The organism is Devosia sp. Root436, from assembly GCF_001426345.1.
In the GTDB taxonomy this organism is placed as follows: domain Bacteria; phylum Pseudomonadota; class Alphaproteobacteria; order Rhizobiales; family Devosiaceae; genus Devosia.
In genome coordinates this window covers 144,320-156,928 of sequence record NZ_LMEM01000012.1, presented here as the reverse complement: position 1 = coordinate 156,928, position 12,609 = coordinate 144,320, and the positions used below count along the sequence as shown (strand labels likewise).

At 62.2% G+C, this 12,609-nt stretch carries 12 protein-coding genes; 3 read left to right on the top strand and 9 right to left on the bottom strand.

Translation table 11 applies throughout. The annotated features are described in order from the left end of the window. Positions 1 to 16: 16 nt before the first annotated feature. The 7 genes from ASD04_RS13750 to ASD04_RS13720 all read right to left on the bottom strand — a co-directional run bounded on the left by ASD04_RS13750 (position 17) and on the right by ASD04_RS13720 (position 8,099). Entirely contained in the window at positions 17 to 1,603 is a 1,587-nt protein-coding gene (locus ASD04_RS13750) for an O-antigen ligase family protein (RefSeq protein WP_056257980.1), read from the bottom strand. 61 nt (positions 1,604 to 1,664) lie between these two features. Next, entirely contained in the window at positions 1,665 to 2,525 is an 861-nt protein-coding gene (locus ASD04_RS13745; protein WP_056257979.1) for a polysaccharide deacetylase family protein, read from the bottom strand. Between the two features lie 7 nt (positions 2,526 to 2,532). Next, entirely contained in the window at positions 2,533 to 3,639 is a 1,107-nt protein-coding gene (locus ASD04_RS13740; protein ID WP_056257976.1) for a GNAT family N-acetyltransferase, read from the bottom strand. A gap of 40 nt (positions 3,640 to 3,679) precedes the next feature. After that, on the bottom strand, positions 3,680 to 4,606 hold the full coding sequence (locus ASD04_RS13735; protein ID WP_056257972.1) for a transketolase C-terminal domain-containing protein: 927 nt from the start codon (positions 4,604 to 4,606) through the stop codon (positions 3,680 to 3,682). A 3-nt stretch (positions 4,607 to 4,609) separates the two neighbouring features. After that, a complete protein-coding gene (locus tag ASD04_RS13730; protein WP_056257970.1) occupies positions 4,610 to 5,458 on the bottom strand; it encodes a transketolase in 849 nt (282 codons plus the stop codon). After that, positions 5,451 to 6,560 carry a DegT/DnrJ/EryC1/StrS family aminotransferase gene (locus ASD04_RS13725; RefSeq protein ID WP_200940268.1) on the bottom strand — a complete coding sequence of 370 codons (1,110 nt, stop codon included), beginning with the start codon at positions 6,558 to 6,560 and terminating at the stop codon, positions 5,451 to 5,453. The genes ASD04_RS13730 and ASD04_RS13725 overlap by 8 nt, the downstream gene beginning before the upstream one ends. Before the next feature lie 144 nt (positions 6,561 to 6,704). Further along, entirely contained in the window at positions 6,705 to 8,099 is a 1,395-nt protein-coding gene (locus tag ASD04_RS13720) for an L-serine ammonia-lyase (protein ID WP_056257965.1), read from the bottom strand. A gap of 124 nt (positions 8,100 to 8,223) precedes the next feature. Here ASD04_RS13720 and ASD04_RS13715 point away from each other — a divergent pair, with 124 nt between their 5' ends. Continuing rightward, positions 8,224 to 8,841 (top strand): alpha/beta hydrolase, encoded by a 618-nt coding sequence (locus ASD04_RS13715; protein ID WP_056257962.1) that lies wholly within the window; start codon positions 8,224 to 8,226, stop codon positions 8,839 to 8,841. Here ASD04_RS13715 and ASD04_RS13710 read toward each other — a convergent pair. After that, positions 8,838 to 9,284, bottom strand: coding sequence for a hypothetical protein (locus tag ASD04_RS13710; RefSeq protein WP_056257958.1), 447 nt, complete (start codon positions 9,282 to 9,284; stop codon positions 8,838 to 8,840). The two genes, ASD04_RS13715 and ASD04_RS13710, sit on opposite strands and share 4 nt — an antisense overlap. 136 nt (positions 9,285 to 9,420) lie before the next feature. Between ASD04_RS13710 and ASD04_RS13705 the strand changes: the two genes are divergently transcribed. After that, positions 9,421 to 11,187: a diguanylate cyclase gene (locus tag ASD04_RS13705; protein WP_056257955.1), complete on the top strand. Its 1,767-nt coding sequence runs from the start codon at positions 9,421 to 9,423 to the stop codon at positions 11,185 to 11,187. A gap of 59 nt (positions 11,188 to 11,246) precedes the next feature. Continuing rightward, positions 11,247 to 12,299, top strand: a complete 1,053-nt coding sequence (locus ASD04_RS13700; protein WP_056257953.1) for a DUF3298 domain-containing protein — start codon at positions 11,247 to 11,249, stop codon at positions 12,297 to 12,299. On the opposite strand, the gene ASD04_RS13695 is transcribed toward ASD04_RS13700, so the two are convergent. Next, positions 12,300 to 12,596 (bottom strand): GNAT family N-acetyltransferase, encoded by a 297-nt coding sequence (locus tag ASD04_RS13695; protein ID WP_056257950.1) that lies wholly within the window; start codon positions 12,594 to 12,596, stop codon positions 12,300 to 12,302. Positions 12,597 to 12,609 lie beyond the last annotated feature (13 nt).

The window sequence follows — 12,609 nt, the reverse complement described above, 5'->3', positions numbered from 1 at the left end:
GTGTCTGGCTATACGACTATCGGGCCGGGGCGCGGCGTAAAGACCCTTCGGTAGCATGTTCACCTGGCGCGCGAAGCCAGCCGAGCCACGTTATCGACAAGGCAATAACCAGCCAGAGCAGCACATTCATGTAGCTGTCATGGAAGGTTCCGTGCACCATGTAGCCAATCAATGTCGCTGGCATCAAGATGACCACCTGGCGAGAGCTTCGAGCAGATTCCGGAATTATCATAGCGCTTCGAAGCAAGCGATAGGCCAGCAGGACGAGGGCGGCTACGAATAATGCCGCGGCGGGCAGGCCGAATTCCACGGCCACCGAAACGTAGGTATTGTGAACCGCGTTATCGACGGGCAGGTCGGCACTAACAAAGGCCTTGCGGGCATTGAGGAAACCGACGCCGAAAATCGGATGCATCGCAATGAGCCGGGCGCTGTAGATAAGGATTTCCAGCCGGTTTTCGGCAGCCTGTACCTTGTCCGCGACCATGAGGGATGCGTCCCTGACCTCCTTTTCGCTGAGGTCTGCCAGCATTTTATCGGTGAGTAGCTCCGAGCTGCTGATTTCTGCGCTTGGCGCGGCGCGGCTGTACACGACGGCATTTTCGACGATTTTTTCGACAGCGGCGTTGTCCGACAAGCGCTCCAGGTCGTCGCGCTTCTGGGCCAGTTCTGCTTGCGCCTCGGGGTCGGCTTCGCTCGCCGATGCTTCGAGGGTCTCGATGTGGACGGTCAGGTCGCTCTTCATTTCCTCGATTTCGGCATGCACGCGGCTGGCGATCCGATCGAGATAAAACGACTTGAAGATCAGGTCCGAGGTGTTGGCGACAAATGTCGGCAACATGATCCCGGCGACAACGCATACTGCCCCCAGTCCGAGACAGGCCGTCTTGGCACCGACGCCACGGACATAGATCACCAGGAACACTGTAATGCCGACTGCCGCGCCCACCGCCGCCGAACGCGAGGCCGACAGGAATAGAACGGCAAGAATGGCTAGGCCGGCCAGAACTGCTGCAGTCCGCAGAAGGCCGTTGCGTGCCCGAATGATGGCATAAACCGACAGGATCATGCCGATGCAGCTATACACCGCGTAGGCGTTGGGGTTCTGCTCGGTGCCAAAAATTCTGGGGACGCCGAAAACCATCTCGGTCATCGGCTTGCCGAACAGGCTGCCGGCATCAAAACCGGTAACGACCGCATTCAGGGTGAGGATACTGATCAAGGTGATGCCGGCAAGCAGCGCCAACATGATCCGTTCTATATCCACGGTGTTTCGGACTAGTGCGCCAACAACCGGGATAAGGATGACGTAGCCGACCAGATTGGTCATCCCGGGGTGGAGGCTGATGCCATGCACCAGAAACGAGGCCAGGCACGCCACGACGAACAGGGCGAAAATGCCGGTCTCCAGCATTGGCCTTGGCCAGTGGGCCCTGCTGGCCAGGGCCAGGACGAACAAGATCGGCAAGGCGAGCTTGGGGACGGAGAACCAGGGCCCTATTAATTGCTGCCATTCGCCAAATGAAATGAAGAATGCAATGGCACAGATCAGCACTATGCCGATCTTGTGGGGCCAATCGGTCCTTGTCGTATCGTTGATCAACAACGCACTCCATTCAATTTCAAAAGACAATCACGAGATGCCGTCTCCCGCAGCTTGACCCTTATCTGGTGTCGTACGCTGAATCCAGTGCTACGCCTCGACCATTCCGCAATTTTAAAGCAAGAGCACGTATGCGATGAAGATAGTATATGTAATCAAATCCTCCTCGCAACTTTAGGTCCAGAACCTCTACTGTGTCGTCGCTGGTTATCATGATCCTGTTCAGGAAGTAGCGCTCGTTCTGCGCATGTGTGGTTCGCCAGATGGTCGAGCAAGCCAGGCTGAACTGTTGTCGAGCCACCTCGGCGAGCGCCGCGGGGCCAACGTGTTCCCCCTGTCCATAAGGGTAGGCGAAAAACTCGATAACGTGGCCGAGGCGGCGTTGAAGCTCGGCTTTGGATTTGCTGATCTCGTGGCGGGCCTGGGTTTCGCTGAGCGTCGACAGGATCGGATGTGACTGGGTGTGGGCGCCGAACTCGACCAGCGGATCGGCATCCATGCTCAGAACATTCTCCCAGCTCATCGCCTCCCAGCCCGGGTCTCCGATCAGATCGACCTCGCCATCGAGAAACCCCGGAACGATGAAAAAAGTTGCGGGAATGCGGTATTGGCTGAGCAGGGGGTAGGCGACTTCGAAATTGTCGCGATAGCCGTCATCGAAGGTGACGACGACGGCATCGGGAGGGATTGACGCCCCGCTATTCAGGGCGTCCGCGAGTTCGGCCAGCGAAATGGGCGTGTAGTGGGCGCGAAGATGTTGCAGATGAGATTCGAAAAGCGCCGAGGGTAGTGGATCGCATTCCGCATTTCCGGTGTCATTGACACTGTGATAGCACAGAACCGGTACGCGGAGCCGGGCGCCGGTACCGGGCCTGGCCCTCTGCCAGAGCCTGGCAATGGCTAATTTTATCGCCTGTTTCACCGACGTCCTAAGCCTTCGATATCTTGTGCCAAAGCCACTGCAGCGACCGCGAACGGTCCTTCGCATCCTTCAGGCGCTGCCGCCAGAGGCTGCGCTGCCGGTATACGGTGGCTGCAATCGCGCTCCTGTGGGCCACGAATCGCAGCAGGTCATAGTTGCTATCGGACCATTGGTATTTATAGCTCTCGTCACCGCCCATGAAATCGAACCATTGGTAGGGTTCCGAGAAACACTCCTCGACCAGGCATTTCAGGTGTAGTTTTCCGAGCGACACCCTCGGTATCGTCTGATCGAACGATGGTATCCAATAATAGAAACTGTCTCCACAGGAGATGGAGTAGGCGGCGGAAACCAGCGTGCCGTTCAGTTCGATTCCCGACAGGTGTATCTTGAATTCCGTACTGGGTGAATCCAGCAGGCGCCGAAAGAACTCTGTGCTTTCGCTGTCGTCAAAGATCGAGGTTCCGACCTTGCCGGCCTGCCTTCGCGTGTGAAATTGCGTCAGCGCCCCGAAAATCCGATGCGCCTCCGGGCCCGATGACGCGGTGACATAGCGCCAGGTGCCCAGTCGGTCCAGGTTGTTCTGGGTTGTACGGATTTCCTGGCGCAGCTTTTTTTTGGACGGTGCGGAATAGTATTGCTGGAAGCTGCCGCCGGTATCGATACGCGGGTTGCCGCAAATAATTTCCTGCACCCCGTGATGCTTCCCGGCGGAAAAAAACGACGCCAGTGCCTGGCTGAAAGGTTCAATCGCGCGTACCGGCGCCAGATCGATCCGCCGCCAGCTCTGGTTCTGCAGGGTCCGCGCCAGCATTGCCGTAGCAGCCTGTTCCATCCCCGGCAGGCAAAGAATGCCGGCATAGTCGGCAAACATGGGGTCGCCGAGAAAGGAAAGGGTGCCCCCGGTGAGCCGCAGCGGCGCAATCGCGGTGATCGTTGCGCCGTCATAGTCCGCCAGCACCAGCAGGTCGCCATCCCTGGCGAAGCTGGTGACCCACCGGATGGTCCAGTCCCAGCTCTCGAAGGGGTTGTTCGAACCGGATTTGGCGAAGAGCTCCCGCCAGCCGGATTCCAGCCCTTCAAGCTCCTGAATCGTGCGGACCGCAACGCCCATTACAGCTCCGTCCTATGGATTCGGAAACCCGGCCTGTAGCCTAGGCGGCCCGAGCGATGAGCTTGAGGCTGGCATCCAGTATCGCATCGATACCCATGCCATAATACTGCCTGAGGTAGTCCTGGCTGCCGACGACGGAGGAATACACATCCTGCATGCCAAGCCTGCGGAATGGAACGCTGCGGCCGGATTCGGCGATGACCTCCGCCACGGCGCCGCCCAGGCCACCCAGTATCGTGTTTTCCTCGATGGTCAGGATAGCGCGGGTATCGCGCAGGGCGTCCAGGATTTCAGCATCATCGAGCGGCTTGAGCGTGTGCATCGATACCACGCGCGCCGACAGCCCGCGCTCGGCAAGCCGTTGCGCAACGCTATCGGCATGGGCGAGAACCCCGCCCGAACCGATGATGGTGATGTCGCGTCCTTCCCGCAGCCGGCGGGCCTTGCCGAGCACGAAGGGAATTCCGAGGTCGCCGGTTCGCAAGGGCGTCTGCTTTTCGATGCGCAGATATGAAACGCCTTTGGCGGCTGCCAGCAGGGTGACGGCCTGCGTTGTCTCCCAGGCATCGCAAGGCGCAACCACGGTGATGCCGGGCAGCGCGCGCAGGATCGACAGATCCTCGGTGGCATGGTGGGACATGCCGAGTGCACCATAGGTAAAGCCGCCGCCGGAGCCGATAATGGTGAGGTTGGCCTCGTGATAGGCCGCGTCGTTGCGGATTTGCTCGAGGCACCGAAGGGTCGAAAAGTTGCCAATGGAATAGGCAAAGACCTTGTAGCCCTCGAGACCAAGGCCGGTCGATACGCCGATCATGTTCTGCTCGGCCACGCCGACATTGATGAAGCGTTCGGGGATGGCTTTCACGAAAGGGTCAAACGTACCGAAGCCGAGATCGCCGGTAACCAGCAGGATCTTCTCGTCCGATTGGGCTGCAGAAACCAGCGCAGCAACAAAGGCGTCGCGCATTGTTCAGTCCTGCCTGTCAGCGAGTTCGGCCATTGCGGCGGTGTATTCGTCGCCCTGGGCAGTCCGGTAGTGCCAGAGCACAGAATTTTCCATGAAACTGATGCCCTTGCCCTTGGTGGTGTGAGCCAGCACCACGCTCGGCATGCCGGTCTTGAACGGAATCCTGCCGAACACGGCCTGAAGAGCCTCGATATCGTGCCCGTCGACTTCCTCGACTGCCCAGTTGAACGCACGCAATTTGTCGGCGAACGGCTCCAGCGCCAGGGTCTCGGATACCGGCTTGAGGCTTTGCAGCTTGTTGTAGTCGATGACCACGACCAGGTTGTCCAGCTTGTTGTGGCCGGCGAACAGGAAGGCTTCCCAATTGGAGCCTTCGTCGCATTCGCCGTCACTCAACAGCGCGACGACGCGATGGTCCAAGCCGCTGAGCTTGGCTGCCAGCGCCATGCCGGTCGCCACCGGCAGTCCATGGCCGAGCGAGCCGGTGGAAAACTCCACGCCCGCTATACCCTTGTGCGATACGTGACCCGACAGGTTCGAGCCATCCTGGTAGTGGCGCTTGAGGTCGTCGATGGGGAAAAAACCGCATTCGGCCAGTGCTGCATAGACACCGGCGCCCGCATGCCCCTTGCTCAGGATGAAACGGTCCCTGTCCGGTTTGCGCGGAAAGGCCGGGTCCACGTTCAGGAACGACCCATACAGCACTGCCAGGATATCGGCGATCGACAGCACCGAGCCGATGTGGGAACTCTTGCCCAGATGCGTCATCTGCACCGCGTCGCGGCGGATATTCAGGGCAAGTTCGTCCAGGGTGTTCCAACCCAGGCGGTTGGAACCATGTGGCTCATCCATGGGCGTAGAAGCTTTCGATGGCATCGCAGACTGCATCAACCTCGTCATCGGTGATCGACAGGTTGAGCGGCAGCATGATCATGCGTGCCATCAGCGTCTCGGTATGAGGCAACCGCGCCGACAGCTTGAGGGCAGGGTACTGATGAACGGCCTTGCCGCCCCATTGTATCAGTGTCCCGATGCCATTGGCGCTCAGATGCGCCTTTAGGTCGTCGCGGCGGTCGGCCTCGATCTCGTAATTCTGGAAGACATCGAAGCGCTCGGGGTCCGCATCGGGTGGCGGCGGGAGCACCAGGCTGTTGATGCGCTTGAGGCGCTGATCGTAGCGCGCGGCAATGGCGCGGCGGCGGGCGACGATGCCGTCATAGTCCTCGAACAGATGCGCCAGAATCGCGGCCTGCAGATTGTCGAGCCGGCTGTTGCGCCCCCAGCCGACGATGTCGCCGGTCTGCGGGTCGCGGCCGTGATCGCGCATGGCCATCATGGCGTGGTAGAGCTTGGTGTCGTTGGTCAGCACCAGGCCACCGTCGCCGAAACAGCCGAGATTTTTCGCAGGGTAGAAACTGATGCAGCCACCCTTGCCGAACGTGCCTGCAAACCGTCCCTTGTAGCTGGCGCCAAGTCCCTGGGCCGCGTCCTCGTAGAGATCCAGCTTATGCTTGCTGGTGATCGCCAGGATCTTGTCCATATCGGCTACCCGGCCATTGAGCTGGGTGGGCATAATGGCGCGCGTCCGCTCGGTAATCAGCGACTCGATCTTGTCGACGTCGATCAGGTGATCGGCGCCAACTTCGGCCGGTACCGGCGTCGCACCGACGGAGTGGATCGCGCCGGCAGTGGCGACCATGGTGTGCGAGCAGAAGATCACTTCGTCGCCGGGCCCGATGCCGCCCGCTGAAAGCAGCAATTCAAGCCCGTCCGTCGCGTTGGCAACGCCAATGGCGTGAGCGGCGCCAGAATAGGCGGCGACCCGTTCTTCAAACTTGCGCAGGTCATCCTGCATGATGAAGGCGCCGCGCCTGCCTACCGTCTTGAAAATCTCAACAAATTTCGCTTCCTGATCGCTGAAAAGCGCCGGGTAGTTGAAGAACGGTATCGTCACGGAGAACCTGGTTGCTGATGCTGATGTGGGAACACGGCAAATCGACCGCTTGAATCTCATGAGACTATGAATGAGTTCTTACGGCAAGTCACCTTGTCCATGTACTTAAGTCGATTGTGAGGCGCAATCGGCAATTGCGGAAAGTCAGCACGCCACCACATTCACCGCCAGTCCCGCAAGGCTCGTTTCCTTGTACCGCTCGCTCATGTCCAGCCCCGTCTGGCGCATCGTCTCGATACAGGCGTCGAGCGGGACGGCGTGGGTGCCGTCGCCCTTGAGGGCGAGGGAGGCGGCGGTGACGGCTTTGACGGCGCCGAAGGCGTTGCGTTCGATGCAGGGGATCTGCACCAGCCCCGCGACCGGGTCGCAGGTCATGCCGAGATGGTGTTCCAGCGCGATTTCGGCGGCGTTTTCCACTTGGGCGGGGGTGCCGCCCATGATGGCGCAGAGGCCGGCGGCGGCCATGGCCGAGGCGGAGCCGACTTCGCCCTGGCACCCCACCTCGGCGCCCGAGATCGAGGCATTGTGCTTGATGATGCCGCCCACGGCGGCCGCGGTCAGCAGATAGTCGCGCACCGCTTGCGGGCCAGCGGCGGCGTTGAACTTGAGGAAATATTTCATCACCGCGGGGATGACGCCGGCGGCGCCATTGGTTGGGGCGGTGACCACGCGGCCGCCGGCGGCATTTTCTTCGTTGACGGCCATGGCATAAAGGCTCAGCCAGTCATTGGCCATCAGCGGGGTCAGCTCGTTCCGCTGCCACTGCGCGTCGAGCTGGTTGAAGATGCCCCGCGCCCGGCGCTTGACGTTGAGCCCGCCGGGCATGATGCCGTCCTGGCTGACGCCACGGTCGATGCAGGCGCTCATCACGGTCCAGATTTCGTCGATGCCGCGGTCGAGCGCGGCGCGGCTGCGGCTGGCTTCCTCATTGGCGCGTTTCATGCCGGCAATGGAAAGCCCTGATGCTGCGGCCATATCAAGCATGTCTCCGGCATGGGCGAAGGGATAGGGTACGTCGGCCTGGCGAGGCGAGGCATCCTTGATGGCATCCAGCTCCTCGGCGCTGACCACGAAGCCGCCGCCGATGGAATAATAGGCCCGGCGCAGCAGCAATTGGCCATCGCCGTCATAGGCGGCAAATTGCAGGCCGTTGGGATGACCGGGCAGGGCGTTACGCTTGTCGAACACCAGATCGACCGCCGGGCGGAAGCGATAGGCCGGGTGGCCCTGCGGATGCACCTTGCCGCTGGCTTCGACGCCGGCCACGATGGCGTCCATGCCGTTCGGATCGACGGTCCTGGGGTCTTCGCCGCACAGGCCCAGGACGACGGCGCGGCCGCTGCCATGGCCGATGCCGGTAAAGGCCAGCGAGCCATGCAGGCTTGCCGTCAGCGCGGCGGGGCGGGCGTTGGCGGCATGGGGCCAGCGATTGTCCTTCAATTCGTCGAGGAAACGCCGCGCAGCGGTCATCGGTCCCATCGTATGGGAGCTGGATGGCCCGATGCCGATCTTGAACACGTCGAAAATCGAAAGAAACATATGAGCCATTGTGCATGAACCCCCATTGTTCCGCAAACGGCAACAGTGCGTGGCGCCGGAGCCGGTTGTGCCGGGCGGACAGGTGGCCGATATCCTGGCCAACACGAATTGCAGGAGATCGGGCATGGCCAATTATCACTATCGCGAAAGCAAAGGCGCCGCTGAGCACGCGCCGCTGTTCCTGGTGTTTCACGGCACGGGCGGCGATGAAAACCAGTTCTTCGACGTGGCGGGCGAATTGCTGGCTGGCGCGCGCGTCGTCGCGCCGCGCGGCGATGTCAGCGAGGGCGGGGCGTTGCGCTATTTCCGGCGCAGCGGCGAGGGCGTCTACGACATGGATGACCTGCGCCTGCGCACTGCGGCGATGACGGCATTTGTGGTGGCGCGCAAAGCCGAGGGCGCGCCGCGACAGGTGGTGGGGCTGGGCTATTCCAATGGCGCCAATATCCTGGCCGCCATGCAGTTCGCGTCACCCGGGCTGTTCGATGCCACGGTGCTGATGCACCCGCTGATCCCCTTCTTCCCGCCCCAGGCCGATTTCACCGGCAAGCGCGTGCTGATCACCGCGGGGACGCGCGATCCGATGGCACCGGCTGCCGTGACCCAGGGGCTCAGCGACTATTTCGCCGGCCATGGTGCCGAGACGTCGCTATTCTGGCATCAGGGCGGCCACGAATTGCGGCCCGAGGAATTGCGCGAGACGCAGGCTTTCCTCAGCGGGCTGGCCACGATCCGCGCCTAGACCAGGCCGTGGTCCTTCATCGCCTGCTCCTCGTCGGGCGTCACATAGCCGAACACTTTGGCCGTGCCGCCGGCCACGGTGACGAAGTAGAAATTGGTGAAGGTCACATGGCCGCTCTGGCCGGCCTTGTTGGTATAGGCGAAGTCCCAGTCGACATCGGCCACGGCATGGCAGTGGTCGAGCTCGATGACCTTGAGCCCTTTGACCGTCATATGCTTGCCGCCGACCTGGCGGTAGCGCGCAAAGCCCTGGGGAATCATCGCGCGGAACCGGTCGTCATTGGCGCCGCCGATGACGCCGCGTGGGCTCGATTCGACGAAGAAGGGCGCAAAGGCGCCGACGACGCCATCGATATCTTCCTTGGGCGGGTCCTGCAGAGCGTCGTCGCTGCGCTTTGCATAGGCGTCGAACAAGGCGCGGACTTTGGTTTCGAGCTTGGTCATTGCGGTCTCCTCTCGGGGGCAGAACGTGCTGACCCGCCGGCGGGTTCACGTCTCGCGCGCATCAGCACTTTATTAACGAACTCTAGAGGGGTACGGGCTAACAGTGTCGGAGCGGTCTCCCCAAGGACTGATCCTGATGCAGACGAGGCGGCAAATCAGCAGGCTTCGAGATACCATTGCCAGCAGCCTGCGCATTCGCGTGCTGATCCTGGTGCTGCTCGGCTTTGCCGCGGTGGCGGCGCCGGCCTATCTGGCCTTCAACTGGATCGTTGCGTCCACCGTGGTCCAGCTCGGCACCCTGTTTGCCGAAAAACAGATTCTCTACGACCGCTATCGTGGCCTCGAAGCGCTGATGCGCGAGGTGTCGCTGGCCGAGACGCTGGCCGGCAGCCAGTCGATCCGCGATTGGGCCAATGACGAGGCGAATCCGGAGCTGAAGCGGCGCGGCATCGCCGAGCTCGAGCATTTCCGCCAGTCCTTCGCCGATCGCAGCTATTTCTTCGCCATCGGGGAATCGGGCAATTACTACTTCAACGACGCCGCCAATTCCTATGCCGGCGATCAGTACCGCTACACGGTCAGCCCCGACAATCCGCGCGACGCCTGGTACTACTCCACCGTGGCCCTCGGCGAGGGATGCCACCTCAATGTCGACAATGACGCCAATCTGCGGGTCACCAAGGTCTGGATGAACTGCGTCATCCGCGAGGGGCGGCGGGTGCTGGGCGTTCTGGGCACCGGCATCGATCTCACCAGCTTCATCCAGGAAGTGGTCAACGTCCCCCAGGTCGGCGTCACCTCGATGTTCGTCGACCGGCAGGGCGCGGTGCAGGCGCATCGCGACCAGGACATGGTCGATCTGCGCAGCCTCACCGCGGAGATGAGCGCCAAGCGCACGGTATTCTCGCTGGTCGACAAGCCGGAAGATCGCGCGGCCCTGCAGGCGCTGATGGATGAGGTGGCGGCGGGCAACGCGGTGGCGCAATCGCGCTTCATGACCATGGGCGGCAAGGAAATGCTGGTCGGCGTCGGTTATCTCGACAAGCTCGGCTGGTTCAATGTCACGCTGATGGATATCGACGCCATCATCGACAAGCGGCTTTTCCTGCCCATCGGCCTGTTGCTGGCCTCAATGATGGGGCTGGTGACCGCCATCATGGTGCTGGTGTTCAAGCGGGCCGTGCTGGATCGGCTCAAGCGGCTCGAACTGGTGGTCCATAGCGCGCGGCAGGGCGAATATGGCCCGGCCCTGTCGATGGCAGATGCCCGGCAGGACGAGGTGGGCCGGCTCTCGGCGGCCTTCACCGAAATGGCGGTGGCGGTCACCGACAATACGCGGCTGCTCGAAGCGCGGGTGCGTGCCCGTACCGAGGAGCTCGAAACGCTGGCGTCCCGCGACGCGCAGACCGGCATCGCCAATCGGCGCGGCTTCGTCGCCGCCTTTGCCGGGGCGGCCACCGGGCAGCGGCATGGCCTGGTGCTGGTCGATATCGACCACTTCAAGTCGATCAACGACAATTACGGCCACTCGGCCGGTGACGCGGTGATCGTCGAGGTTTCCCGTCGCATCGTCGAATGCGTCGGCGAGGGCAATGTCTGCGCCCGCTGGGGTGGCGACGAATTCATCATTCTGCTGCGTGACAGCGCGCCGCATCTGTTGCGGGCCGGCGCTTTCGGGGTCATGGCGGCAATCAATGACCGGCCGGTTGAGCTGGCGGGCGGGAAATCGGCGCCGGTGACCGCCAGCGTCGGCGCGTGCCTGGTGGAACCCGGCGACACGATCGAGACGGCCACCGAAATGGCCGATGCGGCGCTCTACATGGCCAAGGGCGAGGGCCGCAACCGCGTCGTCATCTTCGACCCTGACGCTGCCGAACCACCGCGGGCTGCCAGGCAGAGCTGACGGTTGACGTGGCGGCGGCCACCTGCCAGCGTCAAGCCAGCTCCAGCCGAGGTTTCGCCATGTACCTGTCCCGCATCCTCATTCCCGCAACCCTGCTGGCGCTGTTCGCCATGCCGGCCGCCGCCGCCAGCTTCGATTGCAGCAAGGCCGGCACGCCTTTCGAGCATGCCATCTGCGACATTCCCGAGCTGTCGACGGCCGATGACCGGCTGGCCAAGTCCTTCGCCACCGCCACCGGCGGGTTGACCAAGGACTCGGTGGTGCTGATGCGCGCCGACCAGCGCAACTGGCTCGACTACGCCCAGCGCGCCTGCACCGATGACGCCCAGCCGATGACCAGCGGCCGTTACAGCGAAAATAACGGTTCGTGCCTCGTCGAGAAGTTCAACACCCGCAGCGGCGCACTGGAACAGAGCCGCATGATCGAGGGGCACCGATTCTTCATCAAGGCCATCTATGGCGCATTGCCGGATCCCAATGAGGCGGACAATCCCGATTCATACTGGAAGGTGGCGAGCCACGAGCTGGTCATGCCGCTGCTCGATGCCGACGATCCCCTGGCCGAGGCCTTCAATCGCTACGTGATGGACATGGCTTCCAACCAGTCCGACATCCTGTCGCCGGCCGGTGGCGGGGAGATCGGCGATCTCGATCCATCGTCCGATACCAGCGTCAAGCTCGCGGTCAAGGAACTGGGCGGCAGCGGCCGCATCACGCTTGCGGTCAACACCTATTGGTATGGCCACGGCGCGGCGCATGGCAATTGGAGCATCAGCTACCTGCATTACCTCACGGCCGAGGATCGCGGGCTGGTCGCCGGCGATATCTTTGCCGGTGACGATTGGGCCAACACCCTGGTCGAGGCTGCCTGGGCGCAGTTGCAGGCCGAGCATCCGGCCGAATGGCTGCAGGTGGAAGCGGCCGGCGACATTGCCGAGATCGTGGTGGAGCCGAGCCGCTGGGACCTTTCCAACGACTATGGCCTGGTCATTCAATTCCAGCCCTATGAGGTCTCGGCCTATGCCTATGGGGCGCCGACCATCACCATTCCCTGGGAAAAGCTCGATGCCATCAAGGCCGAGACGCAGGATCAGGTGCGCTTCGGCTGGTGATCAGGCGCGCAGGTCGGCCCATTCGGGGTGGCGGCGGAACTGGGCGACCACATAGGAGCAGACCGGGACGATCTTGAATCCCTGCTCGCGCGCATCTGATATGGCTCTGTTCACCAGCTTTGCCGCGATACCGCGCCCCTCATATTCCGGTGGCACGCCGGTATGGTCGATGGTGATGGTGCCGTCGGCGCTCTTGCTGAAGGTCATTTCCGCCTCGAAGCCCGGCGCAAGGCGGATGAGATAGCGGCCGCGCGTCGGGCCATCCTCGCGGGTGACGGTGAGTTCGGTATCGGTCATTGTGGTTCCAAGG

What these genes read in the sequence shown, in the direction of transcription:
- ASD04_RS13735 (WP_056257972.1), bottom strand. Translation starts at nt 4,606, where the DNA reads ATGCGCGACGCCTTTGTTGCTGCGCTGGTTTCTGCAGCCCAATCGGAC.
- ASD04_RS13710 (WP_056257958.1), bottom strand. Translation starts at nt 9,284, where the DNA reads ATGACCAAGCTCGAAACCAAAGTCCGCGCCTTGTTCGACGCCTATGCA.
- ASD04_RS13700 (WP_056257953.1), top strand. Translation starts at nt 11,247, where the DNA reads ATGTACCTGTCCCGCATCCTCATTCCCGCAACCCTGCTGGCGCTGTTC.
- ASD04_RS13715 (WP_056257962.1), top strand. Translation starts at nt 8,224, where the DNA reads ATGGCCAATTATCACTATCGCGAAAGCAAAGGCGCCGCTGAGCACGCG.
- ASD04_RS13695 (WP_056257950.1), bottom strand. Translation starts at nt 12,596, where the DNA reads ATGACCGATACCGAACTCACCGTCACCCGCGAGGATGGCCCGACGCGC.
- ASD04_RS13705 (WP_056257955.1), top strand. Translation starts at nt 9,421, where the DNA reads ATGCAGACGAGGCGGCAAATCAGCAGGCTTCGAGATACCATTGCCAGC.
- ASD04_RS13730 (WP_056257970.1), bottom strand. Translation starts at nt 5,458, where the DNA reads ATGGATGAGCCACATGGTTCCAACCGCCTGGGTTGGAACACCCTGGAC.
- ASD04_RS13720 (WP_056257965.1), bottom strand. Translation starts at nt 8,099, where the DNA reads ATGTTTCTTTCGATTTTCGACGTGTTCAAGATCGGCATCGGGCCATCC.
- ASD04_RS13740 (WP_056257976.1), bottom strand. Translation starts at nt 3,639, where the DNA reads ATGGGCGTTGCGGTCCGCACGATTCAGGAGCTTGAAGGGCTGGAATCC.